Source organism: Psychrobacter sp. H27 (assembly GCF_059072655.1).
Map to the genome: position 1 here is coordinate 537,575 of NZ_JCACRX010000001.1, position 25,970 is coordinate 563,544.

General features: G+C 43.0%; 24 protein-coding genes. 6 read left to right on the forward strand and 18 right to left on the reverse strand.

Translation table 11 applies throughout. The annotated features are described in order from the left end of the window. Window positions 1-27 precede the first annotated feature (27 nt). Both rodA and AC5JPY_RS02115 read left to right on the forward strand, forming a co-directional pair. Window positions 28-1,170, forward strand: a complete 1,143-nt coding sequence (rodA, locus tag AC5JPY_RS02110; RefSeq protein WP_493843048.1) for a rod shape-determining protein RodA — start codon at window positions 28-30, stop codon at window positions 1,168-1,170. Between the two features lie 894 nt (window positions 1,171-2,064). Continuing rightward, entirely contained in the window at window positions 2,065-2,679 is a 615-nt protein-coding gene (locus AC5JPY_RS02115) for a septal ring lytic transglycosylase RlpA family protein (RefSeq protein WP_319051564.1), read from the forward strand. A 142-nt stretch (window positions 2,680-2,821) separates the two neighbouring features. On the opposite strand, the gene radA is transcribed toward AC5JPY_RS02115, so the two are convergent. The 11 genes from radA to AC5JPY_RS02170 all read right to left on the reverse strand — a co-directional run bounded on the left by radA (window position 2,822) and on the right by AC5JPY_RS02170 (window position 13,677). Then, a complete protein-coding gene (gene radA, locus AC5JPY_RS02120) occupies window positions 2,822-4,258 on the reverse strand; it encodes a DNA repair protein RadA (protein ID WP_493851928.1) in 1,437 nt (478 codons plus the stop codon). A gap of 266 nt (window positions 4,259-4,524) precedes the next feature. Continuing rightward, window positions 4,525-5,304 carry an LPS export ABC transporter ATP-binding protein gene (lptB, locus tag AC5JPY_RS02125; protein ID WP_493851929.1) on the reverse strand — a complete coding sequence of 260 codons (780 nt, stop codon included), beginning with the start codon at window positions 5,302-5,304 and terminating at the stop codon, window positions 4,525-4,527. 88 nt (window positions 5,305-5,392) lie between these two features. After that, window positions 5,393-5,875 carry a lipopolysaccharide transport periplasmic protein LptA gene (gene lptA / locus AC5JPY_RS02130; RefSeq protein WP_319051574.1) on the reverse strand — a complete coding sequence of 161 codons (483 nt, stop codon included), beginning with the start codon at window positions 5,873-5,875 and terminating at the stop codon, window positions 5,393-5,395. Window positions 5,876-6,036: 161 nt separating this feature from the next. Continuing rightward, entirely contained in the window at window positions 6,037-6,621 is a 585-nt protein-coding gene (lptC, locus tag AC5JPY_RS02135) for an LPS export ABC transporter periplasmic protein LptC (protein ID WP_493851930.1), read from the reverse strand. Window positions 6,622-6,623: 2 nt separating this feature from the next. Further along, a complete protein-coding gene (locus AC5JPY_RS02140; RefSeq protein ID WP_493851931.1) occupies window positions 6,624-7,184 on the reverse strand; it encodes a KdsC family phosphatase in 561 nt (186 codons plus the stop codon). A 73-nt stretch (window positions 7,185-7,257) separates the two neighbouring features. Then, the gene (locus AC5JPY_RS02145) at window positions 7,258-8,250 is read right to left on the reverse strand and encodes a KpsF/GutQ family sugar-phosphate isomerase (protein WP_493851932.1); all 993 of its coding nucleotides are present in this window, start codon (window positions 8,248-8,250) and stop codon (window positions 7,258-7,260) included. 220 nt (window positions 8,251-8,470) lie between these two features. Next, the gene (gene hfq / locus AC5JPY_RS02150) at window positions 8,471-8,995 is read right to left on the reverse strand and encodes an RNA chaperone Hfq (RefSeq protein WP_493851933.1); all 525 of its coding nucleotides are present in this window, start codon (window positions 8,993-8,995) and stop codon (window positions 8,471-8,473) included. Between the two features lie 439 nt (window positions 8,996-9,434). Then, window positions 9,435-10,607 carry a tRNA (adenosine(37)-N6)-dimethylallyltransferase MiaA gene (gene miaA / locus AC5JPY_RS02155; protein WP_493851934.1) on the reverse strand — a complete coding sequence of 391 codons (1,173 nt, stop codon included), beginning with the start codon at window positions 10,605-10,607 and terminating at the stop codon, window positions 9,435-9,437. A 52-nt stretch (window positions 10,608-10,659) separates the two neighbouring features. Then, complete coding sequence (mutL, locus tag AC5JPY_RS02160; protein ID WP_493851935.1) at window positions 10,660-12,462, reverse strand: DNA mismatch repair endonuclease MutL; 1,803 nt, start codon at window positions 12,460-12,462, stop codon at window positions 10,660-10,662. 49 nt (window positions 12,463-12,511) lie between these two features. After that, window positions 12,512-13,042 (reverse strand): tRNA (adenosine(37)-N6)-threonylcarbamoyltransferase complex ATPase subunit type 1 TsaE, encoded by a 531-nt coding sequence (gene tsaE, locus AC5JPY_RS02165; protein WP_493851936.1) that lies wholly within the window; start codon window positions 13,040-13,042, stop codon window positions 12,512-12,514. Then, window positions 13,042-13,677, reverse strand: a complete 636-nt coding sequence (locus tag AC5JPY_RS02170; protein WP_493851937.1) for a 6-pyruvoyl trahydropterin synthase family protein — start codon at window positions 13,675-13,677, stop codon at window positions 13,042-13,044. Before AC5JPY_RS02170 ends, tsaE begins: the two co-directional genes overlap by 1 nt. Before the next feature lie 360 nt (window positions 13,678-14,037). Here AC5JPY_RS02170 and AC5JPY_RS02175 point away from each other — a divergent pair, with 360 nt between their 5' ends. Then, entirely contained in the window at window positions 14,038-14,163 is a 126-nt protein-coding gene (locus AC5JPY_RS02175) for a hypothetical protein (RefSeq protein ID WP_296206717.1), read from the forward strand. A 258-nt stretch (window positions 14,164-14,421) separates the two neighbouring features. Here AC5JPY_RS02175 and AC5JPY_RS02180 read toward each other — a convergent pair whose 3' ends face one another. Then, window positions 14,422-14,754 (reverse strand): YnfA family protein, encoded by a 333-nt coding sequence (locus tag AC5JPY_RS02180; protein ID WP_296206718.1) that lies wholly within the window; start codon window positions 14,752-14,754, stop codon window positions 14,422-14,424. A 6-nt stretch (window positions 14,755-14,760) separates the two neighbouring features. Beyond that, complete coding sequence (locus AC5JPY_RS02185; RefSeq protein ID WP_493851938.1) at window positions 14,761-15,573, reverse strand: PhzF family phenazine biosynthesis protein; 813 nt, start codon at window positions 15,571-15,573, stop codon at window positions 14,761-14,763. A gap of 350 nt (window positions 15,574-15,923) precedes the next feature. Between AC5JPY_RS02185 and htpX the strand changes: the two genes are divergently transcribed. Continuing rightward, window positions 15,924-16,835, forward strand: a complete 912-nt coding sequence (gene htpX, locus AC5JPY_RS02190; RefSeq protein ID WP_493851939.1) for a protease HtpX — start codon at window positions 15,924-15,926, stop codon at window positions 16,833-16,835. A gap of 66 nt (window positions 16,836-16,901) precedes the next feature. Here htpX and AC5JPY_RS02195 read toward each other — a convergent pair whose 3' ends face one another. After that, window positions 16,902-18,176 carry a saccharopine dehydrogenase family protein gene (locus tag AC5JPY_RS02195; protein WP_493851940.1) on the reverse strand — a complete coding sequence of 425 codons (1,275 nt, stop codon included), beginning with the start codon at window positions 18,174-18,176 and terminating at the stop codon, window positions 16,902-16,904. A 298-nt stretch (window positions 18,177-18,474) separates the two neighbouring features. Then, on the reverse strand, window positions 18,475-19,716 hold the full coding sequence (locus AC5JPY_RS02200; protein WP_493851941.1) for a carboxynorspermidine decarboxylase: 1,242 nt from the start codon (window positions 19,714-19,716) through the stop codon (window positions 18,475-18,477). 99 nt (window positions 19,717-19,815) lie between these two features. Between AC5JPY_RS02200 and AC5JPY_RS02205 the strand changes: the two genes are divergently transcribed. After that, window positions 19,816-20,481, forward strand: coding sequence for a DUF924 family protein (locus tag AC5JPY_RS02205; protein ID WP_493851942.1), 666 nt, complete (start codon window positions 19,816-19,818; stop codon window positions 20,479-20,481). A gap of 146 nt (window positions 20,482-20,627) precedes the next feature. Here AC5JPY_RS02205 and AC5JPY_RS02210 read toward each other — a convergent pair whose 3' ends face one another. The 3 genes from AC5JPY_RS02210 to lpxB form a co-directional block, all read right to left on the reverse strand. Beyond that, complete coding sequence (locus AC5JPY_RS02210) at window positions 20,628-21,875, reverse strand: CAP domain-containing protein (RefSeq protein ID WP_493851943.1); 1,248 nt, start codon at window positions 21,873-21,875, stop codon at window positions 20,628-20,630. 234 nt (window positions 21,876-22,109) lie between these two features. Beyond that, on the reverse strand, window positions 22,110-23,018 hold the full coding sequence (gene rnhB / locus AC5JPY_RS02215; RefSeq protein WP_493851944.1) for a ribonuclease HII: 909 nt from the start codon (window positions 23,016-23,018) through the stop codon (window positions 22,110-22,112). 19 nt (window positions 23,019-23,037) lie between these two features. Next, window positions 23,038-24,354: a lipid-A-disaccharide synthase gene (gene lpxB / locus AC5JPY_RS02220; RefSeq protein ID WP_493851945.1), complete on the reverse strand. Its 1,317-nt coding sequence runs from the start codon at window positions 24,352-24,354 to the stop codon at window positions 23,038-23,040. A gap of 509 nt (window positions 24,355-24,863) precedes the next feature. On the opposite strand from lpxB, the gene AC5JPY_RS02225 reads away from it, so the two are divergent. Next, the gene (locus tag AC5JPY_RS02225; protein WP_319051542.1) at window positions 24,864-25,946 is read left to right on the forward strand and encodes a 3-deoxy-7-phosphoheptulonate synthase; all 1,083 of its coding nucleotides are present in this window, start codon (window positions 24,864-24,866) and stop codon (window positions 25,944-25,946) included. The last annotated feature ends 24 nt before the right edge of the window (window positions 25,947-25,970 follow it).

Below are 25,970 nucleotides of genomic sequence, written 5' to 3' on the forward strand. Positions count from 1 at the left end.
TACCTAATTGCTAGTCAAACTCTGCCTATGTCTTCTAATCCTCAATACCGTTTTTCACGTCAAAGCCATCACCTAGGTCAGGGTCATGCACCGACGCTGTGGCAGCGTATTCATATCGATCCGTGGCTGACCTTGTTATTGCTAACGGTTTGTTGTATTGGCTTGACGATTTTGTATAGCGCGGCCAGTCAGGATGTGGGTATGGTCATACGCCAGATGGTGAGTTACGGTGTGGCTTTCATAGTCATGTTTATTATGGCTCAGATACCGCCCAGTCTCTATCGCACCTTCACGCCTGTATTTTATGTACTAGGACTTATACTATTGGTGCTAGTAGATGTCATCGGTGAGGTGCGTATGGGTGCCCAGCGATGGATTAGAATACCTGGATTTGGCAGTGTGCAACCCTCAGAATTCATGAAACTTGGTATGCCTATGATGTGTGCTTGGTTTTTATCAAAACGTGATCTGCCACCCTCAGCATCCAGTATTGCCATTACCTTGGCGCTCATTATCGTTCCTGTACTATTGATTGCAAAAGAACCGGACCTTGGCACATCACTATTGGTAGCAGCAAGCGGTATCTTTGTGCTGTTCTTAGCGGGGCTATCTTGGCGCCTTATTTCTGCTGCGGTTGTTTTGGCGATACCCTTTATTGCGTTTGCATGGAATTTTTTATTGCATGATTATCAGCGTACGCGAGTATTGACCCTACTCAATCCTGAGGCTGACGTACAAGGTGCCGGATGGAATATCATTCAGTCAAAGACCGCTATTGGTTCAGGTGGTCTTACGGGAAAAGGCTACTTGGAAGGCACACAGTCGCATTTGCATTTTTTACCAGAGGGACATACTGACTTTATTATCGCTGCATTCTCTGAAGAGTTCGGTCTGATGGGCGTCATGCTACTCATGTTTATTTACTCTTGCCTACTAACACGCGCCCTTTATATTGCGCTCACTCATCCTGATGTCTACAGCAGGCTATTGGCAGGTGCTATCGCCATGTCTTTTTTCGTATACATATTCGTTAATGTCGGTATGGTTGGCGGTATTTTACCTGTCGTTGGTGTCCCTCTACCTTTTATTAGTTATGGTGGTACTGCTATTGTGACTTTGATGGCAGGATTTGGTTTACTTATGTCCATTCATACGCACAAGTCTGGTTAACCAGTCGTGGCTATCAATTTAATAACCTATAAATCAATAACTTATATGGTATAAACTAGCATTCAATTCTTGAAATATCCATAAAGGCATACCATATAATCTTTTATATTCTGTACATTACATCTTTGTGTTCTACTACAAAAAGCCCTAGTATATTGATAGCTTCACGGTCGTTAATATTTTGTTACTTTTAATAAATAGGACATAATTTGTGCTCAGAATATTCTATATTCGACTCCGTATTCTATATAAGCTGTTGTTATTTAGTTGCTTATGAGATGGGTTAGCAAGCAAGTATTTTTCCAACATTATTTGATTATGAACCAAGGCTAAAATATTTTATTCCTTGTTTTTTATAAAAAATTGCGTTAACCTCATTTACTGTACTTCGATACATAACCAGTACATAGCTACTAACAAACTTTGCATTTAATTATATTTTAGTTGTAGCCCGGCCGTATAGTTGTCATCTTGTCGATTTGAGGCTTTCAAATACACTACTTAATTAACGGTTTAACAACAAAGCATCACGTAATCCTATTTAAACCATTCATTAATTTAGCGCTTTTAGAAAGTTGGTATATCAGACATTTTGTAGATACGACGTATAGTGATATTTACTTTTAAAGCTAGACATAAGTATTTAATAAATATCACTAACTATCATTTGAGCATGACCTAGGTAACATCGATAATTTTTACCGTTACTTATGATCATAAAATGAAAATTACCATACATAAAAACCTATAAGGGTCTTATCATTAATCGTCAGTGAGCTGACACATTAATACGAAGACTTCAGAAAATGAGTTACGGTTAGCATGATTTGACATCATCATTTTCGATCTAAAAATTTAGAGCTAGGTTTTAATGTATAAGCTATAGAGGTATTTATGAATAAGCGTTTATCTGGTTTACTTACTATGTCAGCAGTTTTATTCGCTGGATCTGCAGTTGCTACAAATGTAAATGCTGTAGAAGCTAAAACCTCCCTTGCAATGATTACGCAAGATAACGCCTCCCATATCGATCGTGTACTTGGTGAGCTTAGCCGTCAACATGATGGTGCATCAAGTCTGGTCAAATCAGCACGTCAGCCTACCTCATTAGCGCTTAGCAGCTCTCTATTGGCTAGCGACACGACACAGGTCACCAATGACGAAGACGTATTAGAACGTCTGACAGCAGTCGCTTCTAATTCAGTGAGCAAGTTCAAGCAAACAGGCCTAGCTTCTTGGTATGGTCGTAAGTTTCATGGTCGTAAAACAGCCAGTGGTGAAACCTTCGATATGAATGCGCTAACAGCAGCGCATCGGTCACTGCCATTGAACTGTTATGTCAAGGTTACTAACAAAACCAATGGCAAAAGCGTGGTCGTAAAAGTTAATGATCGTGGTCCATTTCATGGTAACCGTGTATTAGACTTATCTTATGGTGCTGCCAAAAAACTCGGTATTACGAGTAAAGGTGTGGGCAATGTCGCAATTGAGCGCGTTTCAGGACCTTAGTTTCGAGCCAATGATCTAGCTACCTAGCTGAATCAGCCCTATACAAATCAGACAGATAAAAGCGCCTAGTTCATCATGAGCTGGGCGCTTTTTTGTGGTGGGATATTATCGTGTATAAAGCCAATTTTCTTCTTAACATTGGCTATAATTCAAACGCGCTTTCGATAGCATCGTCAAGACGCTCAACCGCAATCACATTGATTCCTTTGAACTGCGGCGCACCTTTAGCAGGCGCATTGGCTTTTGGAATAATCGCATGCTTAAATCCATGTTTCATCGCTTCTTTCAAACGTTCCTGACCATTAGGTACTGGGCGAATTTCACCAGAGAGACCCACTTCACCAAACACTGCTAATGACGAGGGTAACGGTTTTTCTTTAATACTTGAGGCGCATGCCAATAACACCGCTAAGTCAGACCCCGTCTCTATAACTTTGACACCGCCTACAACATTGACATAGACATCTTGCCCACTGGTATGAATACCGCCATGACGATGCATAACCGCGAGCAGCATCGACAAACGCTGAAAGTCTAGTCCCAATGCCATCCGTCTCGGTGAGCCTTGAGAGTCATCAACCAATGCCTGTACTTCTACCAGTAAAGGCCTTGTACCTTCACGGCTAACCATGACCACAGATCCGGCAACAGGCTTATCATAACGACTTAAAAATATGGCTGATGGATTGGCAACTTCTTTTAACCCCATATCAGTCATACCAAAAATCCCTAGCTCATTTACAGCGCCAAAGCGGTTTTTGACCGCGCGAATCATTCGAAAGCGTGAGTCAGACTGACCTTCAAAGTACAGTACCGTATCAACCATATGTTCAAGCACACGTGGACCTGCTAATGTACCTTCTTTGGTCACGTGACCGACTAAAAATAGCGCAGTGCCTGTTTGTTTTGCATAGCGTGTCAAGATAGCAGCAGACTCTCTAATCTGGCTGACACCACCTGGTGCTGAATTGATGGCATCGGTATATATGGTCTGAATAGAGTCAATGATAGCGATGGCTGGCTGCTCTTGGGTCAAGGCGGCACAAATAGTTTCCACATTGGTCTCTGCCAATACACGAAGCCTATCAGCAGGTAGGTCTAGGCGCTTAGCACGCATGGCCACCTGAGCAAGTGACTCCTCACCTGTGACGTATAGCGCACTCCCTGCTAGTGATTCAGCACGTGCCATATTGGTCGCTGTTTGCAACAATATAGTTGACTTACCAATACCAGGATCGCCACCGATTAGCACGACAGAACCAGCTACTAACCCGCCGCCCAGCACTCGATCAAACTCACTGATGCCTGTTGGCAAGCGGGTATCTAACGTGACGCTTACTGCATTAAGTGGCATGACCGCACTATGAGTACCTGAGTAGTTACCAGCTGCTGCACCCGTATTACGAGGTGTGGGGCGATTCGGTGTAGAATTTGCACTACTCTTACTATGATGCGGCATGCTGACATTTGGTGCTTCAACCAAGCTATTCCATTCGCCGCAATCTGTACACTGCCCTGCCCATTTGCCAAAATGCGCACCGCACTCTTGACAGACATAACTGCTTTTATTTTTTGCCATAAATAATGAGCCTTATTCAGGTGGTTAGTCGAGAATAATGAATGAAGTATCGATATGTTTTTGTAAGCGTTAAAGAGATAGAATACTCAGCCATTAACGTTATAGGCTGTGTGTTATAGATGGGTTAATATTCAACGTATAAGTATTATGGTTGCTATTATAGCTATAGGAAATGTGCTTACTGCTGGTCTTATGGGTCAATTCACAATACTAGAGCCAGCAGTCTGTAGAGATATAGGTATGAGAAAAAATATTAGGTTCTTAGACTATACTTGAAAGTCCTTACCCAAATAGACGGATTTTACCAGATCGTTATCCAATACTTCAGATGATGTTCCTTCGGCAATGATCGCACCCTCTGAAACGATATAAGCTTTTTCACAGATGGCCAATGTATCACGAACATTATGGTCAGTGATCAAAACTCCGATACCACGGTTTTTCAGTGTTAAGATAACGTCTTTGATATCACCGACGGAAATAGGATCTACACCTGCAAATGGCTCATCTAATAAGATAAACTTGGGATCAGCTGCTAGTGCACGAGCAATCTCACAGCGGCGTCGCTCACCGCCTGACACGCTCATTCCCAGTGATGTACGTACATGTTCTAAGTGGAACTCACCAATCAGTTTTTCAAGCTCCTGCTGCTGCTCAGCTTTACTCAATTCTGTACGAGTTTGTAGGATGGCTAATATGTTGTCTTCGATAGAGAGCTTGCGAAATATCGATGCTTCTTGAGGCAAATATCCAATGCCAGCACGAGCACGCTCATGCATAGCATATTTGGACAAGTCCATTTTCCCTAGAGTGACACGGCCCTTATCCATGTTGACCAGTCCCACCACCATATAAAAACTGGTGGTTTTACCTGCCCCATTGGGACCTAATAGCCCAACAACTTGACCCTGCTCAACAGAAAACGAGACATCTTTGACGACCCAGCGCTTACCATAACGTTTGCCTAAATTTTGCATCGTCAATCGAGCAACAGGTGCTGTATTGGTATTCAATGCTGAAGGGTTTGTATTTTTATTATCGCTCATAGCTCACTCTTACTGTCACAAAATTCAAGCACTGCCAAAGACTCTTTCGACTGCTCATATTTTAATCTTACAACCATACTGGTATAGACTAGCGTACGCCGCTTTGGCTCGTATTGTTGTTAGGCGGGAACACCAGCTCTACTCGTTGATTACCACCAGCAGTTGCTTCTACATCGCCAGCTTTTAAGCTATAACGAATCACATTCCCAGCAAAACTTGCCCCATTTTGTACCAGCTTAGCATTGCCTGTCAGCGTGATGATGCCAGATACTGCATTGTAATCAATCTTATTGGCTTGGCCTTTAGCCAGTCCTTTTTCTTGCGTAACTACTTGCTGCATAGTGGCTGGACGACCTGTTGCTACTGCCGAGTTGATACTACGTTGCTGAGAGAGATTAACTGTGATGTTATCAGCGGTCATCTTAAATGTACCCTGAGTAATGATGACATTACCTGAATAACTGGTGACGCCTGTACGCTCACTATAAGTAGCTTTATCCGCTAGCAATTTTATTTGTTGGTTGGCATCTGATGGCAATGCGTGACTATACAACGGTAGCGCTAATAACATGACTACTGGCACGGTGCGTAAATTGTGTAAGCAGCGTGATGATGCACGTAAAGCAGGCAAAAATTTAGATTTCATATAATGGCTCATTTCATAATTCGTGATAGAAATTGCAAACGTCATGCTAGCTGCTATTTTCACATAATGGATAAAAAGGTTACGGATTAAAACAGTGCTTTGTCTTGACGATCAGCTGGTGTAAAAGCGACTGCAACTTGACCAAATTCATACTCGCCCGTTTCAAGATTGGCCGTCATACTAGACGCTTCAAAACGGTTCATGCCTTGTTCGATTTGAACAGGTTCTTCACTATAGACTTGACCTGACTTTGTATTGCCTTTTAGCGTAGTCCCCGTCACCTTTATTGGCTCAATATCGGATGCACCTTTATCCCCTTCGCTCACCAATGTAAAACCACCTGACAGGCTCAACTCCCCTGTCTGTTGACTGATAGCGGCAGTGCCCGCTTGAATACGATAACGCTGTTCTGTTGATGGTTCCCAGTTCATCGTAATACCTGACATCTCATCTTGATCAGTTTCAGGATTATGAGTTAGAGACTCAGCAGTAAGCTCGTACTCAGTTTCGCCTTCATCATTCGTTTGGACTGCTTTAATGTCAGTGGCTTCATAATCGACATCTGTCGTCTCAATATTGACCGGCGGCGTTACGTCGCCTTGCTGCTGAAAAAACCAGCCAGCAATGCCGGCAATAATTAACGCAAGTACAATTAAAACACGTGTATTCACGACTATTTATCCTGAGTTTGAGCTTCATCAAGCGTATAGCTCGCGATAAAGTCTTGATAATGTCCATGACCCTTTAAAATAAGATCACATATCTCACGTACTGCACCAGTACCACCCGCTCGAGTGGTCACCATATGGCTACGCTTGATAACTTCTGCATGCGCGTTTGGCACTGTCGCAGCAAATCCAACCGTCTGCATCGCTTTGATATCTGGTAAGTCATCACCCATATAAGCACAGTCGTCAGCGGTGATATTAAGCGTCGGATCTAGAGACGATAACAGCTCGTTTAGTGCAACGAGCTTGTCATCACGTCCTTGCACCACATGATTAACACCCATCTCTGCTGCTCGTTTATTTACCATCGCACTGCTACGACCAGTAATGATGGCTGTCAAGATACCATAACGCGCAAGAGACTTAACACCTACACCATCATGCACCGAAAACGCTTTGGTCTCGATACCATTAGCGTCGTAGATAATTTGTCCATTGGATAAAATTCCATCGACATCCATAACCAATAGCTTTACTTGTCCGGCTTTTTTTATTAAGTCTTGCATTACTTTTCTCATCCTAACGGCTGTGTTACTGAGTATTTTATCTTATCAATCACATCATCGACGATCGATAATATTATTTAACACCAGCTTGTAATAAATCATGTACGGTAATAATTGCTTCTAAATGGTCTTCATCATCGATGATCAATAATTGACTGATACCGTTTTCATTCATGACGCTCAAAGCATCTGATGCACGCATGCTCTTGTTAGCACGGCGTGGGCTGCTGACCATCACTTCATGCATAGGTGTTTGTAGATCAATGCCTTTTTCTAACCCGCGGCGTAAATCACCATCAGTGAATACGCCAACAACTTTATCACTGTCATCAGTCACTACTGTCATACCTAATCGTCCAGCAGACATCGTAAATAGCGCTTGCTGTAATGGTGCTTGCTGATCGATCAGCGGTAGGTCTTCTGATTTGGTGTGCATCAAGTCTTCGACGCGCGTCAATAGCTGACGACCTAGGGCACCAGCTGGATGCGACAGTGCAAAGTCCTCAGACGTGAAATTTCGCGCATGTACCAAAGCGACCGCTAGAGCATCGCCAAGTGCTAAGGTAGCGGTCGTACTCGACGTAGGTGCAAGGTTAAGCGGACAAGCTTCCTGTGATTGACCAAGCGTCAACACAATATCAGCGGCTCGTGGTAACATACCGCGTTTATCACGACTGATACTGATTAGAGGTATGTCAAGGTGCTTGACCACTGGCAAAAGCATTTTGATCTCATCAGACTCACCAGAGTTTGAAATAGCAAGCAGCACATCACCTTTTACGAGCATACCCAAATCGCCATGCCCCGCTTCACCAGGATGCATGAAAAAAGAAGGCGTACCCGTCGATGCAAAAGTCGCTGCTATTTTGCGTCCAATCAATCCTGACTTACCCATGCCAGTGACTACAACGCGACCCTGGCAAGCCAAAATAATATCGCATGCTTGTGCAAACCGATCATCGATCTGCTCTGTCAGTAACGCCAATGCGGATATCTCGGTATTGATCGCTTCGATAGCAGTAGTAATGAATTGCTCATGGGTCAAATTATTTTTAGTATCACTCATGAATCTGCTCTATTTTTATGGTGAATCAGTATAGTATTTTACTATACTATGTTTCATATTAATAATGATCTACAAGATTTATAATAAGGTCACAGCTTACTTTTTCTGATGGCTATACAGCTATTGATACAAAAAAAACCCACTATCATAGCAGGTCTTAAATGGATAAATTATAGCTTGATAGTATATTTTAAGCAGCACACCAAGATCATATGGCTATTTAGCTGTTGCTGTCGTTTGTTCCATCGTCTGGCTTATTTTCAAAGCCTGTGTTGTCTGCTGATGCATCGAAACCACGATCCTGACCAAAGCCGCCGCGCTCAAAACCGCGCTCCTGACCTTGACCAAAGCTGCCACGTTCAAAACCACGTTCTTGGCCTTGGCTAAAACCACCACGGTTGAACCCACTACGATTAGAGGCAAAACCGCGCTCGTCAAATCCACCAGTAGAATTGCTACCACGTTCAAATCCACCGCCCTGATAACCAGCTGGTGCCGTGCTTTGAGGCTGTGTAGTAGAGCCAGTAGTCGTACTGCTACGTGGATTACGTGCTGGTACCACTGTTGAGATGGCGTGTTTATAGACCATTTGGCTGACTGTGTTTTTTAGAAGTACAACATATTGATCGAATGATTCAATTTGACCTTGCAGCTTGATGCCATTGACCAAAAAAATAGAAACAGGAATGCGATCTTTGCGCAGTGAGTTCAAGAATGGATCTTGTAAAGTTTGTCCTTTTGACATGAAATCTCTCCTAAATATTATATAGTTATGTTTTAGATGCCAATTATTCTAAGTGTCAATTTAATTATAATGGCTAAAAGGTAGATACAATGGTATTTTTTCTTTGTAAAACGTATCTAAATCAATATTCGTTGTTCTTAAGTTATTCCACTTTATCGCGAATACATTGTTATTGTAAATAATTAAGTAACTACTTGTTTCATTAATTATTTTTATCCACAAAAGTCAATCAATAATGATTGTTGGCGTAGAAATTCGGCATAGAAACATCGTCTCTTGCTTCATTTTCAGCCAATTTAAAGTATAACAGCTATCTATGCGAGTTTTTGAAACTAATTGTGATTACTTTCTTATACATACGCGGTATTCGTTATAGCGGCAACTTGTATATATGATGACGCCTACACAACAAATTAATGTTCAAAAAGTTTATATATAGTTATTTGTATAGATAATCTCTCGCTTGCGCCATTGTGGCAAATGTTTGTAATACCATATTACTACCAACAGGTTCGGTAGTGGGGTCAAAATCTACCACGTTATCTAACGAAGCGTTAGGCAACTGCATGACTTTTCGTAACCATGTGTACTGACGCTTGGCCAGCTGCCTCGTAGCATATAATGCCTTATTTTGCATTTCCTGACAAGCAAGTGCCTCAGTCTCACAACTGATTGGCGTTAACTGAGTAGTTGATTGTACAATGCCATGTTGTGATTTGTTATCTTCGGTTAGACTATTATGCGCTCTAAAAGCGTCATAAAACTGAGCTTTATCTAAGTGCGGTTTATCGAATATCTCATGATCAATGCGAACCAAATACTCTAATACTTGTCGATAGCCGACGCAGCGCATCGACGGCATGTTAGGTGTCAATGAATACTTCTCAAGTAAGCCGATGACTTCAGTCACCAACCCATCATTCCACATAATATTTAGACGTTGTTCGATACGTGCGTGCAGCCATGGACGGTCAGGCATAACCGATAACGCATACCATTGCTGAGCTGGATTATGTGCCAGCGCTTGTTTTGGCTGTTGCTGCCACTCACTTATCGGCTTATTTGTCTGCAAATAGACTTCAATCGCGCGGGTAATACGCTGGGTATCAGTGGCGTTCAAACGCTCATAACTTAGCGAGTCAATGCTACCCAGATAGTCATACAGTGCCGCAATTCCCTCTTGCTGGCGCCATTGTTCGACGCGCGCACGTACACTATCATCACTATCAGGCACTGGAGACAATCCATCGAGTAATGCCATGTAATACATCATAGTACCGCCTACTAATAGCGGTATCTTTTTGCGCTCATGACACTCATCAATAAGACGAGCCACATCAGTGACAAATTCAGCAACGCTATAGCTTTGTGTAGGATCAATGATGTCAACTAAATGGTGGGGATAGCGTACCAGCTCAGCCGCTGTTGGCTTGGCCGTACCGATGTTCATGTCACGGTATATGAGTGCTGAATCTACCGATATCAGCTCATAACGCCCCGTATCGTACAACTCATATGCCAATGCGGTTTTGCCACTAGCGGTTGGTGCCATTAGACACACCACACTGTTATCTGGCAAGTTTTGAGATACGATATCAGACGAAGAGTGCATGGCGTTGCCTTTGGTCAGGTGAGGGTGGCAAAAATAAAGGTCAGTTCAACAGCTATGATTTTGAAGATAGCATCAACGCTACTAGACGGCTGCTGTCTATGACTTTGATCGCACTATTTTGCAGTATCTCAGTGAGATCGGTCACAAACATTATAGAGTCCTGTGCAGACATTTGAGAGTTGATCTCATTGAGTTGTTGATTGATATTGCTAGCGCTGTTTGGCATCTGATTTTTATTAAATGCCTTGCCATTGAGTAATTGCGATTCAAATAATTGATTCACCTTGGACTGCCAGTCTTTGACATTTACTAGTAGACACTGACCTTGGTTGTAAAATAGCCACCAAGGCAATGTACTGTCATCTATGTTCGAGTTAATAGACGTAGCGGTTACCACGTTACCCAAACCAGTCACGATATCTAAGCAAACTGGTAATGAAGATGCGCGCGGTTTCATTTCAGCAGAATAATGTGGAGCGTCACTATTATTTTGATCTGTTGAATCACTAATGTGAGAATGTATTGATTTTTGAGATGACGTTTCTATTGGATTTGATCTTGTTGGGTCTGCCTGATAGGACTGCCTAACAGACTGTACTTGCGGGCGACGTCTGTGAGTATCTGTAGGCTGCGTACTCGATGTGAACATTTCAGACGAGCGACCTGTAAGTGAGCCACCCATAAAAAAATCACTATCTGGTAGTTCTGATGGTAGCTCTGAGCAGACCTCTTCAGCAGCATCATCAGTATTAGTCGTAGGCGCAGATGTAACCTTGTCTGTATCAATCGTTTTTAGCTGAGTGCGAATCGTATGGCTCAAATGCGCCATAATGTTATTAAGTGGGCTTATTTTGATGCGCTGTTTTGATGGATGAACATTGATATTTAGCCACTGGGTTGGCAATTCCAAATAAAGCGCGTAACCCACACCTGCCAACTGGGCACTTTGAGCCAGTTGACGCATTTGGTTGCTAATCAACGCTTCTTTTACCAACCTACCATTCACATAAATCAGCTTCGGCAGAGCCGTTTGCTCATGGTGCATCGGCCACAGCCAGCCGCTAATCGAGGCTTGATTTGTCGCCGTATTATCGTACGCTACAGGCTGTTGTATAAGGCTCGATAAATCTATTGTTATGTTAAGCGCATTATCCGTTAGCGCCATACCAGTGGCTTGCTCTAAACGTGATAGTGGCAAACGTTTATTATCACTACTACTATGATTGCTTGCAGAGAGCGATAGCCGTTTTTTATTATCATGACATAGTGTTAGCGCAACATCAGCTCGTGCTAGTGCAACGTCGCGAACAATCGTCTCAATATGACCGAACTCAGTAGCAATGGATTTTAGATTACCACGGCGGGCAGGTACATTAAAATATAGGTCTTTTACGACAATGGTTGTACCACGATTGTGGACGACTGGTGTCAGTTTTGGCGTATCATCCAGCACGCCAGCGACCTGTAATTGACGACCAATGCCACTATCATCATGGCTACTCGTCAAACTTAAACGAGAGACAGCAGCCATTGCCGCCAGTGCTTCGCCGCGAAAACCTAGTGTTGTAATACCGTGCAAGTTGGCAACATCAGCGACTTTGCTAGTAGCATGACGCGTGATAGCCATGACCATATCGTCAGGATGTATACCTGTGCCATTATCTACCACTTCTATCGTACCCATACCGCCTTGGGTGATACTCACGTCAATATTGGTCGCGCCTGCATCAATGGCGTTTTCGAGCAGCTCTTTGACTACTGCGGCTGGACGCGTTACGACCTCACCTGCTGCTAGTTGGTTAATGAGCAGCGGTGATAGTTTTTTAATACGGGTATAGGAATGGCTATCTGGCATTATTGACTGTCATGTTTTGGAAAGTTTGGAGCGCATTGGTAAGCACTGTTCAGATTTGCAAGTTTGTTAAATCTATACCTTGTGCTTGTCTTGTCTTCGATAACCGCAGTATCACTTGACGGGCGTCATTTTCAGTACCATCGCTTTCATCTTGCGTCATATCGATATATAAGGTTGGCAATGGTAGATAGCCATCAGCGCGGCTTGCCCATTCAATAATAACTAATGCTTCAGGCTCGTCTAAATATTCGTCAAAGCCAATAAAAGAAAGCTCTTCTGGATCTTGGAGACGATATAAGTCTGCATGATAGACAGGTTTCGTTGTACCATTATTTTGCTCGATACTATAAGGCTCAACCAAGGTATAGGTCGGGCTCTTTACGGCACCAGTATGACCGAGCGCCTGTAACCAATAGCGAGTTAAGGTGGTTTTACCAGCACCTAAATCCCCTGCCAGCCATACACTACCCGTTAATGGCAATGCTGCCAGTTGCTTGGCCAATACCTGTGTATCTTGCTCAGAGTTCAGTATCAGCGTTTGCACAGTGTCACTATTTTCTATTGATTGATCATTACCCATCAGGCTAAACCTGCCTGTGCTTGCTCTGTCTGTACCTGCCCTGTCTGTACCTGCATAGTCACTGTCGGGTTGGTAAAACTCTCACCACGAATCAGCTTGGTATACAAATCAGAGTCACTCCATTCAGCACGAACTTGCTCACTAAATTCAAAATCCTCTAGAACTAGTTTACCCATTTGCTCGTTTGCCACATCATCAGCAAAACACTGCGCGTAACCCGTCGCCGTCTCGTGAGCAATCACTGAATAAACACTGACATCTGCTTCACCATTTTGCATTTGCGTCTGACGCAGTATTTCTTGCGCCCAAAAGAAAATCACACGTGAGAACTGCTCTGCCGATGGAGATACTGGTAGGCTAATCCAGCGCGCACTAAACTTCTTACACGCTGCAACATACTCAGGATCGTCTTTATTCCAAAAGCAAATCGCATGATCAAAGCTGTCGATAATGTCTTTGATCGAAGATTTTAGTAGACCAAAATCATAAACCATTTGCCCATGGTCTAAACGACTAGCCTCTAAAATCAGCTCAATCTGATAGCTATGACCATGAATGGAGTGTTTGCAACGCTCAGAGCTACAGTTGCGAACGATATGAGCATTTTCGAATTTAAACAGTTTACGTATACGCATAATAGGGTGACCAAAACAGTGAGCACGATGGTGCTAAATGTTAATAAATAAGAGTTTGCCGCATTGATTAATCGGTTTATGCCTTATTATAGCAAATCGCCATGTATCCGTAAGTAAGCACTTATGAATACCATGATTAATTGAACGAATCAGTTGGCGCATGGCTTGGCTAAAACAATGATTTGGCTAAGAGAAAAAGCAAAAGAAATGAATCGTAGGCGAATTGTGCGAGTGCTATCTATTACTAGTACTTAAGCCTATACTCGATTCAATAAGCGACTATTTTAATCGTAACCATACTCACCTTAAGTCAGCTTCATTGGCTTAAGGTGAGTATGCGTTATCTACAAAGGAGTTACCATGAGCAAAGGTCAAGACAGTAAAAAGAACGTCAAAAAGAAGCCGCTTTTAACAGCTAAAGAAAAGAAAGCCGCCAAACAAGCTAAGAAAGACGGCAATAGTAGCAGTATCCTAGGCAAGCACTAATTTTATATATAGATACTAATCATATGGAACGGTTCATCAAATCTAATCATTTGACGAACCGTTTTTTATTATCTGCTATTTGCTAATTAGGGCGCGTCTTCATTTTAAAAATGGTCATAAAAATGAGATAAATTGCCGTCAAACAAGGAAAATAGTGTCGATAATATCGAGATATTAACCCGCTATTTGACGCGGTTTGGCAAAATTTAGCCATTTTTAGCCCATTTAGATGACCATCGATTGAATTGCAGACATGCCCTAGGCACTACGCGGTGCAAACATAATGATCGCCATGCCAAGTAACGCGACCACAGCACCTATTATGTCCCATGAAGTCGGACGAATACCATCAACAGCCCATAACCATAGTATTGCCATAAAAATATATACACCGCCATAGGCTGCATAAACCCTACCTGCAGCGGTCGGATGTAACGACAGCAGCCAAACAAAAGCGACCAAACTCAGCGCGCCAGGTATCAGCAGCCAGATTGACCTGCCTTCTCGCAGCCATAGATAAGGCAAATAACACCCTGCAATCTCAGCCAATGCGGTCAGCGCAAACAGTCCAACGGTCTTCAGTTCTGTCAAACGTATCTACTCCTCAACGGTGATAAATCCAGTCAAATAAGGTACGGCATTGCCAGAAATAAGCACTCTATCCCCTACCACAGTACAGTCAAGCACGCCGCCGCGACTGGATGCTTGATAGGCAATCAATTCGCTTTTACCTAAGCGCTCTGCCCATAAAGGTGCAAGCCCAGTATGAATCGAACCAGTCACGGGGTCTTCATCACCGCCATTTGCTGGCCAAAAGTATCTAGAGACAAAATCATAATCATGATACTTTTCTGAGGTTGCCTGACAAGTTACCACCACATCATAAGGCGCTAGGTGCTTCAATGTCTCATTATCACGCACGACATTCAATACATCAGTTTCAGAGTCATAGATGACAAAATAGGCTTGAGCATTGCGATAGACCTCAGCAGGAGCAATGGATAGACCTGCCAATAAGCTATCAGGAATATTATCAATTTTTTCAGGCATTCTACTAGGAAAATCCATTTGTATCTTACGATCTTCGGTCTGTTCGATGGTAAATATACCAACTGCTTTTGCTGAAAATTGAATAACCTTTACGTTCGGGCTTTTCTTAAACAGCATGTAAGCAGAGGCTAAGGTCGCATGACCACAGAAGTCAATTTCGGTCAATGGTGAAAACCAACGAATATGATAAACACCGTTATCATCAGGAACAATAAAAGCCGTTTCAGACAAGTTATTTTCAAGCGCAATAGACTGCATCAGAGCATCATCTAACCATTTATCTGTCACAATAACTGCAGCGGAATTGCCTTTAAACAAAGTGTCAGTGAAGGCGTCTATAATATTTATTTCTAGTTGCATGGGATGTTCTCATTTTTATAATTTTTAAAGATTAATCTTGGTCATCATTATCTTTGGAGAAATCGAAATAAGAAAATCTGACCAAAACTTAATACTTAGATCGATAGGCAAGACTTTTGGTGATGTTGTACTGTAGCTAACCAGTCTTGGCAACGAGCTAATATACCTAGCTCGCTAATTATCTCAAAAATTCTCGCTATAGCTGGACAACATGATTATTTTAGCATTTTGACAATATTGAAATAGTATGACACACAAAACCCCAGTAACATCTATCATAGCAAACAAACCTCTTAGATAACTGTCTACCGAGGCCCTACAGATACTACTACATATAGGAAATCAGCCTCATGATGCGCATTGGATTGTTTTTATTAACCAACTTGGCCGTGATCGTGGTCTTTAGTATTGTGTTTGGGATACTATCCAGATTTTTTGGGATTGGCGGTGTGTACACGGCAGGTGGGCTAAACTATGTCAGTCTTGCTGTTATGTGCGGTATCTACGGTATGGTCGGCTCGATGATTTCGCTATTTCTGTCAAAATGGATGGCCAAAAAATCCACGGGTACGGTGGTAATAGAATCCGCACGTAACCCAACTGAGCAATGGCTGGTCGATACAGTGGCAAAACAAGCGCAAGCCGTAAATATTGGCATGCCTGAGGTTGGTATTTTTAACAATTCGCAGCCAAACGCGTTTACAACTGGCTGGAATAAGAATAAAGCGCTGGTGGCGGTTTCGTCTGGTCTACTACAGAATATGAATCAAGATGAAGTCGAAGCAGTATTGGCGCATGAGATTGGTCATGTGGCTAACGGTGATATGGTAACCCTTGCCCTTATTCAAGGGGTGGTAAATGCGTTTGTGATGTTCTTTGCGCGCATTATCGGTAGCTTCGTGGACCGTACTGTGTTCAAAAACACTAGTGATCGCCCAGGTATCGGTTACTTTATCACCAGTATTGCGATGGATATTTTGCTTGGGTTTTTGGCGTCTGCCATCGTGATGTGGTTCTCACGCTTACGTGAATTCCGTGCGGATCAAATGGGGGCAAAACTTGCCAGCCGCGAAAAAATGATCAGTGCGCTTGATGCGTTGCGTCCCTCTGCACAGCGACCAGATCAAATGCCTGAGAGTATGAAAGCATTCGCGATCTCATCAGGACAAACGCAGGGATTTAGTATTGCGAATCTATTCCGCTCACACCCAACATTGGATGACCGTATTGCGGCATTGAGAGAATATAATCCTAACGAATGACAGTAAACATGAGACACAAAAAAGCCTATCTATAAAAGATAGGCTTTTCTAAATAACGCTTGCTAATTAAATATCAAACTCTAGCGCTCTATCACCTTCGCTATCTTTGATACGCGTTGGTAGACCAATCTTGTTTAGTAGATTGATAAATGGCTTGGCATCTAGCTCTTCGACGTTGACCATCGTGCCTGCATCCCATTCACCAGTTGCCACTAGCATCGCAGCAGCAACAGGTGGTACGCCTGCGGTATAAGAGATACCTTGGCTACCCACTTCGTTGTAAGCGTCTTTGTGATCTGAGACGTTATAGATAAATACTTCAGTCTCAACGCCGTTGATCTTGCCTTTGACTTTATCACCAATACAAGTGTTACCTGTATAGTTTGGCGCAAGAGAGCTTGGATCTGGTAGTACGGCCTTCACGACTTTTAGCGGTACCACTTCTTGACCTTCAGCTGTCATTACTGGCTGCTCAGACAGTAGTCCTAGGCTCTGTAGCACGGTGAATACGTTGATATAGTGCTCACCAAAACCCATCCAAAAACGGATGTTTGGTACATCTAAATTCGCTGACAATGAATGAACTTCATCATGACCACTCAGATAGCTGTTTTGCACGCCTACAACTGGTAGGTCATCCGTACGTTTGACTTCAAACATCTTGTTGGACTGCCACTTGCTGTCTTGCCAAGAGTAAACGGTACCTGTGAACTCACGGAAGTTGATCTCAGGATCAAAGTTGGTCGCAAAGTATTTGCCATGGCTGCCCGCGTTAATATCGATGATGTCGATATCAGTCACTGAACCTGCATCCATCATGTCATAGCCCAGACGCGCATACGCATTGACCATACCAGGATCAAACCCTGCACCTAAAATAGCAGTGATATTGTTGTCTGCACAGCGCTGTTTGCGTTGCCACTCGTAGTTGTTGTACCACGGCGGTGTCTCACAAATCTTACGTGGATCTTCGTGAATTGCCGTATCTATATATGCCGTGCCTGTTTCGATACAAGCCTCTAGAACGGTCATATTGATAAATGCTGAGCCAACATTGATGAGTATTTGTATTTTTGTGTCTTGTATCAGCTGCACAAGTGCTTGGCTGTCCATCGCATCGACCTGATGCGTATGCAAGACTGCAGCTTGTTTAAAGCTGTCTTTTTCTTTTACGCTCTGCGCGATGGCATCGCATTTGTCTTTGGTACGTGAGGCGATATGGATCTCGCCAAGCACATCGTTATGCATCGCACACTTATGCGCGACCACTTGAGCGACACCGCCTGCTCCGATGATGAGTACGTCTTTTTTGTTAGATGTGGCTTGTTGGTTTGTGTTCAATGAACAATCCTCCTTTGTGTCCCTGTCGATACCGTTGATCGCGGCTATGCAAAACAGAAACGAGTGAATGATATGCGTGAATTAAAAAGGAAGACCGAGGAAAACCCACGCACCCGTCGGGCAAATACCACTCCAGTATTTGCCCGAGGCGATTATAACAATTTTTATTCCCTTATCGGTAAAAAATATGCATAAAAAGCAGAGATACTAAAATACTCACTAATGCAAACTAAGTCTTTGTTTTTTAATACTTAAAAATATCACAAACCGACAATAGCATTGTTTAAAAAACTAACTCCTAAGACAGGCTGGCTTTGTAGTCTTGGTAATCAAACTCACGCTGGATATCGATACGACCGTCCAAACGACGAATCACAATTGCAGGCATGTTGACCCCATTGAACCAGTTTTTCTTCACCATCGTATAGCCTGCGGCATTGCCAAAGGCAATCTCATCCCCTATCTGTAAGTTACTTGGTAATGCATACTCACCAAAGATATCGCCTGCCAAGCAGGAACGACCATAGATAATCGTATGGTCTGCTGACTCAGCATTAGCTTCAGACGGTGCAGCTTCCGCTGGATTACCAATAGGTGCGATATCAGCAGTAGCATTATTGATCGCAGCAATCGGTGCTGACTCACGGTAAATCAGTAAATCAAGCATATGTGCTTCGATAGAGGCATCAACGACGGCTAAGTTTTTTTGATTATGCATCGTATCTAGGACAGTAGTAACCAGCGTACCCGCACCATGGATACTTGCTTCACCCGGCTCAAGATAGACTTGTACGCCATACGTTTCGCTAAATGCTTTTAATCTGTCAGCGAGCTTTTCTAGTGGATAATCAGGCGCGATAAAGTGAATGCCACCGCCCAAGCTCACCCACTCAAGCTGTGCTAATACATCACCGAATCTGTTTTCAATATCAGCCAAACTCTCACTAAAAGCGTCAAAGCTGTCGTTTTCACAATTGTTATGAATCATAACGCCAGTGATATCACCAAGCACCGCTGCAATTTTGTCTTTGTTATGCTCACCAAGGCGGCTAAATGGACGCGCAGGGTCAGCAATCAAAAACGATGAGTTGCTGGTCTTAGGATTTAGTCGTAAACCGACTGGAATACTTTGCGCCGCTGCTTGGTCTTTAAAAGCATTGAGCTGAGAGATTGAGTTAAAGATAATCTTGTCAGCGTATCTCAATACTTCTGGCAGTTCATCTGCACTATAGGCAACGCTATAGGCATGTGTTTCTTTTTTATCTTGGCTACCCGCCTCGGTATTATTACCAAAGGTTTCATATCCCAACCTGACTTCATTGAGCGACGATGAGGTCGTACCATGCAGATAAGGCTGCATCACATCGAACACGCCCCATGTAGCAAAACATTTCAACGCTAGTAATGCCTTGGCTCCAGACAACTCACACAGACGCGCGATGATTTTCATATTGGCGATGATGGCCGCTTCATCGAGCACATAATATGGAGTTGGTGGTAGTGTTGTGTTGGTAGAATTTTCTAGATTTTTTGCATTCATAATAGATTACCTAATAGACACTCTGCTGTTGGTATCTTGACAGACAGATATAAATATTTGCGCTATAGTAGACTAAATTCATCATAATTAGAATATCTTATGGCACTCTCAACCGATTATTCCACCTCTGCCAGCCGATCTCATTCTTCTCAACTAGACCCAAAAGACATAGATTTGACTCATCTCGATCCTGAGGCACGTGCAGTGTTGGATTTTTGGTTTAATGAAGACAATGAAGCCTGTTGGTTTGAACAAAACGATCATTTTGATAAACAGATAGCGGATAAATTCAGTAGTACTTGGCAGGCAGCCGTGCAAGGTGAATGCGTCACTTGGCGTATTGCGGAGTCTTCACTGGACGGTAATAGCTCGGTTACGGCGCTGGCAGGACGATTAGCAGAGATTATCGTGTTGGATCAGTTTTCACGCAACCTATACCGCGGTCAAGCGAACGCTTTTGCTCAAGACGGTATGGCAATAGTACTGGCACAAGAAGCGGTTCAGCAGCCCTACTTTGATACGCTGCCGATGCAGTGGCGCAGATTCATCATCATTCCATTTATGCATTCTGAATCAGCACTGATTCATGACCGTTATCTGCCGCTATTTCAGCAGTTGAATGATCCAACCGCATTGGACTTTGAGTATCGCCACAAAGAAATTATTGATCAATTTGGGCGCTATCCGCATCGTAACGAGGCGTTAGGACGCGACTCAACCAATGATGAAAAAGCCTTTTTGCAACAGCCAGACTCCTCGTTCTAAAGTCAAAACTGCTAATGATTAGTTGTATAACACGCTCAATGATAGTCAAAGGTGTTTTACAAAATAAGGGCTGAACCAGTTATCTGTTTCAGCCCTTATTCTTACCCTATCGTCTCAATAGCCGAACTGGTGTTTTAGTTTACCTACTAGTAATTTACTTGACCTGTGGTAAACGTAAATGATTGGGTTTCAGAAGCTTGGTTGTCAACCAATATATCAAAGCTCACTTGATACTTTGTATTACCATAAAGACCACATTGTTGACTCTGGTCCGCACGACGTTTGACTTCACAGCTTTTGAGTGCATCGGTCAACGGTAATATAAAAGCTTCGTTCTCTGGTAGCTCGTAGTTGGTATTGCTGTACGGATCATTGTCAAAATCAATCAACTGAATCGGTACATCAGTATTACGCTGAGTATCACGGAACTTGATGTTACTGACTTTGATTTTATCTGCTGATGGCATACTGATATAAACGGGTTGTCCGATAGGATCAGTACGCAAATTGCGACCAGTTCCTCTAACAGGGTTTGGCGACTCATTATATAGCGCAGTTACTGTACCAGTCACCCCTTCGCATGGATAAGTAAAGACACCTGATACGGACCTAGCTCTTGTCGCTCTTGTCGCTGAGGCATGGCTTACTAAGACATAGCCTTGATTAAGGGTTGGATTTTTGGCATTAGGTTTGTAAGTCACCATCCCTGTGCCGATCAGACTCGATGTTGGCAGCATCAAAGAACGCAGATGATACGGTGCGGCTAGCAATGATTTTGCCATTGAGGTTGCCACCATATCTACACTCAAGAAATTACCTGCTGAGCTGTAATAGACAGATTGAGCGATATTTTCTGTCGCACCATATTGTGCATTACTGTAGTTTGCATTTAACAATCTATCTGAGAAGTCTAGGCCACCAAAGAATGGATTGTTGTCACCTGTGACGCTAGCAATATCACTGATTTCATTTTCGACATGGGCATTGAAGCTGGTTGGTGTGCTATTAGCAAATACATATTTGATATAGTTTGCATGCTGAATCGCAATATCGTCCAGTTTTGTATCACCAGAGAGACCATTTAGACCACAGCTGGTTCTGGCCAGACTGAATTGATTATTAGCACTTAATGCTGCTCGTGCGTTGTTGTCTACGGGTTCCTTATTTGTATTGTCTGGTACATCTCCGGCTGACTCTTCCTCTTCATCGGGCGACGCTGTGATAGGTACTGAAGTAATTGGTTCTGATACGATATCTTCTTGTGTTTCACTCGGTGGATCATTAGGTACAGAGCTGCTATCGGAGTCTCCACCGCCGCCGCCACCACAAGCCGTTAAAAACACTGTTAAAAATAGTACTGAAGCGAGGTTCTTTTGAGGGATATGAGCTGTCATCTTTTATCCTATAAAATAGTTATGTATATAAATCATAGTGGAAATAAAAAATTAAACCAAAGCTTAGTTATTGATTTTACAGGTTTTTATATTGGTACGAATATATTGTAATATACTTTATGGACTTTTGCTCATTATTTTTAAAAAACAGTCTATTAATTCATAATATATGTCGCTTGATTGTTATGGGATTTCGGTACATTCGTGATGATTAAAATGCTCGCTGTTCTGCATTTATCTACTTTCTAACGACTTTCGTACTGGTGCGAAACTACGTCTATGTGCTGATAGCACACCGTATCTGTCAATTGCTTCCATGTGCGCGCGCGTTGGGTAACCCTTGTGTTTGGCAATACCATACTCTGGATATTGCGCATCAAGGATGTACATGGCCTCATCACGGCTCACCTTTGCTAATATACTGGCGGCGGCAATACTCGTATGGCGCGCATCGCCCTTCACCCACGCTTGGCAATCAACGCCAGATAGCGTCATATCTAATTCGTCAAATATAGCGGGGTTCAGATCAGGGCAACGATTGCCATCGAACAGCACCTCAATCTTTACGTTATTAGGCAATGCGTCTTCAGCGACTGTGGCCGCTAAAATACTTCTAAAAACTATTTTTAATAACGTCTCCGTACACAGCCGCATACCAAGCATGGTTGCCTGCAATATATTTACCTGATCGATGACTGCCGCTGGTATGTCAGCGATGACATACCCTGTGGCATGCTGTTTGACCAGCGGATAGAGGATATCTCGCTTTTTTTCACTCAATTTTTTTGAGTCTGTTAGTATTGACAGTGGAGTTTCTTTGAGTGGCTGCTCCTCAATCAGTCCTGACCACATCGGCGGCAGTATTGTAGCAGCAACATTAACGCTCCCCAGTAATGGTCCACGCCCTGCTTCATCGACACCAATTTGTAGTACTGTCTGCTTAGCTTCTTTATCATTGGTGAAATAGTGAGTGAGGAGCTCCGAAGTATTCATCTGCCCATATAAATGTATGGGTGCTACCAGTTGAATATACTGACCTTTGACATCGATATTTTCGATCTTGATATCAACTGTCTGAATTGAGTTTTCTATACTGTGTTGATCCGTACTATGTTGATCTGTACTGTTCTGAATGGGCATCATGTTAAAAAGTCTTTCTTGTTTAGGTAGGATTGATCGTCTTAGTATTTTGCATAAACCACTGCTCAATCACACTATTTGCTGGTTCATGGTTACTTTGCTGCTGTAATGACTGTTTTGTCGCTAGTAAATCCTTTAGTTGTTCAGCATAGGCACGTGGCTGCAGTAGACGCATCACGGTACGGCAAATATTGTCACCGCTTGCCTGCTCTTGTATAAGCTCAGGCACAATTGGCGCACCAGCAAGTATATTCGGCAATGCCACATAAGGCACCTTTACCAAACGTTTGGCAATCTGATAGGTCAGCTTATTTAATTGATACACCACCACCATCGGTCGTTCAAGCAACATTGCCTCCAACGTTGCTGTTCCAGATGCTAGCATCACAATATCTGAAGCTGCCATGGCCTGCTGGCTAAATTCTGGTTGGGTGTCGTCATAAACGACCACAATAGCTTCTCGTAGCTGCTCTGAGCGTTGATCTATAACCTCTTGGACAATATACTGATGGTTTTGATCCACTGTCGGAATGATAAAGCACAGCTTAGGATCTAGCAGTATTAACTTTTGAATACCATCAAGCATTAAGGGCAAAATAGCCGTAATCTCACCGCGCCGAGAACCTGGCATCACACAAACAAGCTGACTCACATCATCAAACCGTTCAATAAAAAACTGCTGTAAGCCATCATTGTGCCAAACGAGCTCACTGCGGCGCTGATTGATTGGTGTGTCTATCAATATCTGATCGATAGTTCGTAACAATGGATGACCCACGCAGATCGCCGGATGGTTATGACGCTCGTAAACTGGTAGCTCAAATGGAAACAAGCACAACACCAGATTGGTCGCTGCTTTGATATTGTGGATACGTGACTCACGCCATGCCCAAATAGAAGGGCTGACATACTGTACACAGAACACGCCTTGCGGCTTGAGCTTTTTGGATACCCGTAGATTGAAGTCTGGCGCATCGATACCAACAAACCAATCAATACTAGCCACCCCAAATGCGCTCAGTAGCTCGCGGCGCGCTTTGAGCAAATCTGGTAGCTGTGACATGACTTCAACCAGTCCCATCACCGCAAGACGCTCTAATGGGAAAATACTCTGCAGCCCTTGCGCTTGCATTTTGGGACCACCAACACCAACCCAGACGATATCATCACGTAGATTGTTCATCTGCTGCATGAAATCTGCACCCAAGCTATCTCCAGACACTTCGCCTGCCACGATACCTATGACTAGCGGTGCGAGGTGTCTGTTCGGTCTTTGAGAGTCCGCCTCTGTCTGGCTGACTAAATCAGTATGTGAATGAGACGTAGCAGAATCTGTCATGACAAGCTCTCAGTATTAAAGAATAAAAATAAACCGCTATTATAAAATATAACGCCACAAATCAGTGATAAGTATTCACAGATGATGTGCAGGTCTGTCTACCATATCTCTAAAGTAACATTTTAGCCACCTACCGCTGATGTCGCTATCATACGTGACGATGATAAAAATAGCTAAACTCGCACGTGAAACCCAATTTATAGAACCTAAGCTATGAGACTCCATTTCTGAAACCTAAGCTATAAAATCTGAGTATCGACCGTACAAATTTAGATTAGTCGTTATTAATAGATAGAAAAAATAAATCCCAAACGTGCATTTGCAGTTTTAAATACAATGCTAAGACGTATCTCATTTTGGAAAACACACCCTAAATGCATGGAAGTATAACTAAGTTTTAGATTCCTCATTCCAGTTATCAGTCAATTAACTGCCTGACTACCCTTGTCAACCAAACATTTTGTCCGCATAATGAATATTCCTATAAATCAGCTAGACGATATATAACCATGACAACATCAGTTACCCATAATGCAGATATTGACGACGTGAATATTGAAAAATTTATTCCTTTGATTACGCCCGCTGAGCTAAAAACTGAGCTACCTCTATCAGATGAAGCCTATAAAACCGTCCTAAACGGTCGAAACACTATCCAAAACATCTTGGACGGCAAAGACAAACGATTGTTTGTGGTCATTGGACCTTGCTCTATCCATGATATCAAGGCGGCACATGAATATGCTGATCGCTTAGCCGTATTGGCAAAAGAGATCGAAGACAGCGTATTTGTAGTCATGCGTGTCTATTTTGAGAAGCCCCGTACTACGGTTGGCTGGAAAGGCATGATTAATGACCCTGATATGAACGACAGCTTTGATATCGAAAAAGGATTGCGCACTGCACGTAAGCTACTGCTTGATCTCAACGAAAAAGGGCTTCCTTGCGCCACTGAAGCACTTGATCCAAACACCCCGCAGTACATGCAGGATTTGATCAGCTGGTCGGCAATTGGCGCCCGTACTACCGAAAGCCAAACACACCGTGAGATGAGCTCAGGCCTATCTTGTCCAGTGGGCTTCAAAAACGGTACTGATGGTGGCATGACGGTTGCTGTCAACGCGATGCAAGCCGTTAAAGAAGGACATAGTTTCTTGGGTCTGTCTTCAGATGGCAAAGTCTCTATCATCAAATCGAAAGGTAACCCTTACGCACATGTGGTACTACGCGGTGGTAACGGTAAGCCTAACTATGATGAAACTGCAGTTGCTCAAGTTGAAAACGAGCTGGCCAAAGGCAAAACCAACAGTAAGATCATGATTGACTCGAGCCATGCCAACTCAGGTAAAGATCCGTACCTACAGCCGATGGTCATCAACAACGTTGCTGAGCAGATTCAAAACGGCAATAAGTCAATTATCGGTATGATGATCGAAAGCCATCTAAAAGGCGGCAATCAAAAGCTAACTGCTGACTTGAGTCAACTTGAGTATGGCAAATCTATCACTGATGGTTGCCTAGATTGGGACAGCACGGTTACCGCGTTGCGTAGCCTACATGATATGGTAAAAGACGTCCTACCAAACCGCTAATCGGTTTTAAGAATAACCTACTGT

Excerpts from the sequence above, each read along its gene's own strand:
- AC5JPY_RS02185 (WP_493851938.1), bottom strand. The coding sequence starts at position 15,573 with ATGCAACTAGAAATAAATATTATAGACGCCTTCACTGACACTTTGTTT.
- radA (WP_493851928.1), bottom strand. The coding sequence starts at position 4,258 with ATGGCAAAAAATAAAAGCAGTTATGTCTGTCAAGAGTGCGGTGCGCAT.
- AC5JPY_RS02145 (WP_493851932.1), bottom strand. The coding sequence starts at position 8,250 with ATGAGTGATACTAAAAATAATTTGACCCATGAGCAATTCATTACTACT.
- AC5JPY_RS02140 (WP_493851931.1), bottom strand. The coding sequence starts at position 7,184 with ATGCAAGACTTAATAAAAAAAGCCGGACAAGTAAAGCTATTGGTTATG.
- mutL (WP_493851935.1), bottom strand. The coding sequence starts at position 12,462 with ATGCCAGATAGCCATTCCTATACCCGTATTAAAAAACTATCACCGCTG.
- hfq (WP_493851933.1), bottom strand. The coding sequence starts at position 8,995 with ATGTCAAAAGGACAAACTTTACAAGATCCATTCTTGAACTCACTGCGC.
- AC5JPY_RS02225 (WP_319051542.1), top strand. The coding sequence starts at position 24,864 with ATGACAACATCAGTTACCCATAATGCAGATATTGACGACGTGAATATT.
- AC5JPY_RS02115 (WP_319051564.1), top strand. The coding sequence starts at position 2,065 with ATGAATAAGCGTTTATCTGGTTTACTTACTATGTCAGCAGTTTTATTC.
- AC5JPY_RS02200 (WP_493851941.1), bottom strand. The coding sequence starts at position 19,716 with ATGAATGCAAAAAATCTAGAAAATTCTACCAACACAACACTACCACCA.
- htpX (WP_493851939.1), top strand. The coding sequence starts at position 15,924 with ATGATGCGCATTGGATTGTTTTTATTAACCAACTTGGCCGTGATCGTG.
- lpxB (WP_493851945.1), bottom strand. The coding sequence starts at position 24,354 with ATGACAGATTCTGCTACGTCTCATTCACATACTGATTTAGTCAGCCAG.
- miaA (WP_493851934.1), bottom strand. The coding sequence starts at position 10,607 with ATGCACTCTTCGTCTGATATCGTATCTCAAAACTTGCCAGATAACAGT.
- AC5JPY_RS02205 (WP_493851942.1), top strand. The coding sequence starts at position 19,816 with ATGGCACTCTCAACCGATTATTCCACCTCTGCCAGCCGATCTCATTCT.
- rodA (WP_493843048.1), top strand. The coding sequence starts at position 28 with ATGTCTTCTAATCCTCAATACCGTTTTTCACGTCAAAGCCATCACCTA.
- tsaE (WP_493851936.1), bottom strand. The coding sequence starts at position 13,042 with ATGGGTAATGATCAATCAATAGAAAATAGTGACACTGTGCAAACGCTG.
- AC5JPY_RS02210 (WP_493851943.1), bottom strand. The coding sequence starts at position 21,875 with ATGACAGCTCATATCCCTCAAAAGAACCTCGCTTCAGTACTATTTTTA.
- lptB (WP_493851929.1), bottom strand. The coding sequence starts at position 5,304 with ATGAGCGATAATAAAAATACAAACCCTTCAGCATTGAATACCAATACA.
- AC5JPY_RS02170 (WP_493851937.1), bottom strand. The coding sequence starts at position 13,677 with ATGCGTATACGTAAACTGTTTAAATTCGAAAATGCTCATATCGTTCGC.
- AC5JPY_RS02175 (WP_296206717.1), top strand. The coding sequence starts at position 14,038 with ATGAGCAAAGGTCAAGACAGTAAAAAGAACGTCAAAAAGAAGCCGCTT.
- rnhB (WP_493851944.1), bottom strand. The coding sequence starts at position 23,018 with ATGATGCCCATTCAGAACAGTACAGATCAACATAGTACGGATCAACAC.
- lptA (WP_319051574.1), bottom strand. The coding sequence starts at position 5,875 with ATGTTATTAGCGCTACCGTTGTATAGTCACGCATTGCCATCAGATGCC.